This is a genomic window from Aquidulcibacter paucihalophilus (genome assembly GCF_002105465.1).
In the GTDB taxonomy this organism is placed as follows: Bacteria; Pseudomonadota; Alphaproteobacteria; order Caulobacterales; family Aquidulcibacteraceae; genus Aquidulcibacter; species Aquidulcibacter paucihalophilus.
The window spans coordinates 1-1,127 of sequence record NZ_NCSQ01000055.1 but is presented as its reverse complement, the minus strand read 5'-3'; the positions used below and the strand labels follow the sequence as shown (position 1 = coordinate 1,127).

The window sequence follows — 1,127 nt, the reverse complement described above, 5'->3', positions numbered from 1 at the left end:
TGGGAATCCTTTCGATTCACAAAACTCGGGAAACGCTCTAGTACGTTCCGGAGGATCAAGAATGATCAGCGTAAATACCAATCAAGGGGCCATGGTGGCCCTGCAGACTCTGAACCGCACCAACGACCAGATGGACAAAACGCAAAACACGATTGCCACGGGCTTGAAGGTTGCGTCTGCAAAGGACAATGGCGCGCTTTTCGCTATTGCCAACAAGATGCGTTCTGACGTGACAGCCTATGACCGCGTGCGGGAATCGACTGACCGGGCAGCTTCCATCCTCGACACCGGCATTGCTGCTGGCGAGAGCATCATGGAATTGTTGAACGAAATGAAGGGCAAGGCTCTGGCCGGTACGCAGACGGGTAACTCTGCCTCTGCTCAAGCCGCATTGGCTGCCGACTTCCTGCAATTGCGCGACCAAATCACCAGCGTGATTGCCAATGCCTCGTTCGACGGCGCAAACATGATCCAAGCTACCCCCGACGGTGCGGTCGCTTTGGGTGATGCCGCTGGTGGGAACACCATCACCATCGCCGGAGCCAGTTTGGCCTTGGGTGGCACAACCATCACCGTGGCAGCGGGCGCGGTTCTGACCGACAACACCACGTCGGCCACGGCCCTAGGCCAAGTCAATGCTTCCATTACAGCCTTGGGGACGCAATTGGCGACCTGGGGCGCAGGGGCAAAGCGCCTTCAGGTGCACCGCACCTTCGTTGGCAAGTTGCAGGATGCGTTGAGTAACGGGATCGGCGCCATTGACCTCGCCAAAGAAAGCGCCAAGCTGCAAGCCTTGCAGGTCAAGCAACAATTGGGCGTTCAAGCTTTGTCGATAGCTAATTCTTCGTCGCAGACGGCGCTATCTTTGTTCCGCTAAAACTAAGAATAAACCTAAAATAGAATGGGCTTGGATTGCTTCAATCCAAGCCCTTTTTTGTATTCAATGCGATATTTAGCTGCTTATTTTACTGCATACTTGAAATTACCAAGAGTTCGGTAAAATTGATTCTATTTCAAAAACAGAAAATACGGGTCTGAGTTCTATCCTATTCGGTAAGTCAAAATGGCTTCCACGCTTGAATAGCGTGTGACCTGAGCCCTTAGGGTCCCTCGTTCTTTATGAGAGT

Annotated in this window: 1 protein-coding gene; it reads left to right on the top strand. The window is 52.7% G+C overall.

All coding sequences use genetic code 11. The features are described from left to right. Nucleotides 1–61: 61 nt before the first annotated feature. Entirely contained in the window at nucleotides 62–877 is an 816-nt protein-coding gene (locus B7364_RS04535; protein ID WP_085338750.1) for a flagellin N-terminal helical domain-containing protein, read from the top strand. Nucleotides 878–1,127 lie beyond the last annotated feature (250 nt).